This is a genomic window from Halobacillus seohaensis (assembly GCF_042663045.1).
GTDB lineage: Bacteria > Bacillota > Bacilli > Bacillales > Halobacillaceae > Halobacillus_A > Halobacillus_A seohaensis.
Map to the genome: position 1 here is coordinate 1 of NZ_JBHSZV010000043.1, position 594 is coordinate 594.

At 31.3% G+C, this 594-nt stretch carries 1 protein-coding gene; it reads right to left on the minus strand.

The annotated features are described in order from the left end of the window. A partial coding sequence (locus ACFQIC_RS15955; RefSeq protein WP_390217405.1) for a MerR family transcriptional regulator occupies positions 1-280 on the minus strand: 280 nt, incomplete at its 3' end. Positions 281-594: the final 314 nt, after the last annotated feature.

Consider the following 594-nt stretch of genomic DNA (forward strand, 5'->3'; position numbering starts at 1 on the left):
GGACTTCTTTTAATTTCTCTGCTGAAAATGCCATGATATCACTACACTTTGTATCGTCTTTATCCTTAACTCCGAGAAGCTTATCAATTTCTTTTAAAGTAAATCCAAGCTCCTGCATCTTTTTTATAAAACCAAGACGTTCAACCATATCTTCTGAATAGATTCTGTAACCAGATTCTTTTCTTGTTGGTTCAGGTATAAGACCTACTCGCTCATAATAACGAATTGTGTCTTTATTTACTTGACTTCTTTTTGATATCTCTCCAATCTGTAACGTCATTTGTATCACCTCAGCCTTATTATAAACCTTGAAGTATACTTCAAGGTCAATAGGATATTTTAATTGTTTGCCTTTTTTATATCTATTGTTCTCCATGTTATGATTTGATTTATATATTAAGGGTAAAGGGAGTACAATCAAAAATGACTATTCGCTTTTTTTATTAGTGGCTAAATTACACAATTATTGGTTTAGCCTCTCTCCCCATTCAACTGTTTAGCTGCTTATTTCATATGCCCTTTACTTGAACATAATCACTTATTACGCATCTAATCATGATAAAATTATATGTGTTTAAAATTTGTTATCGTCAG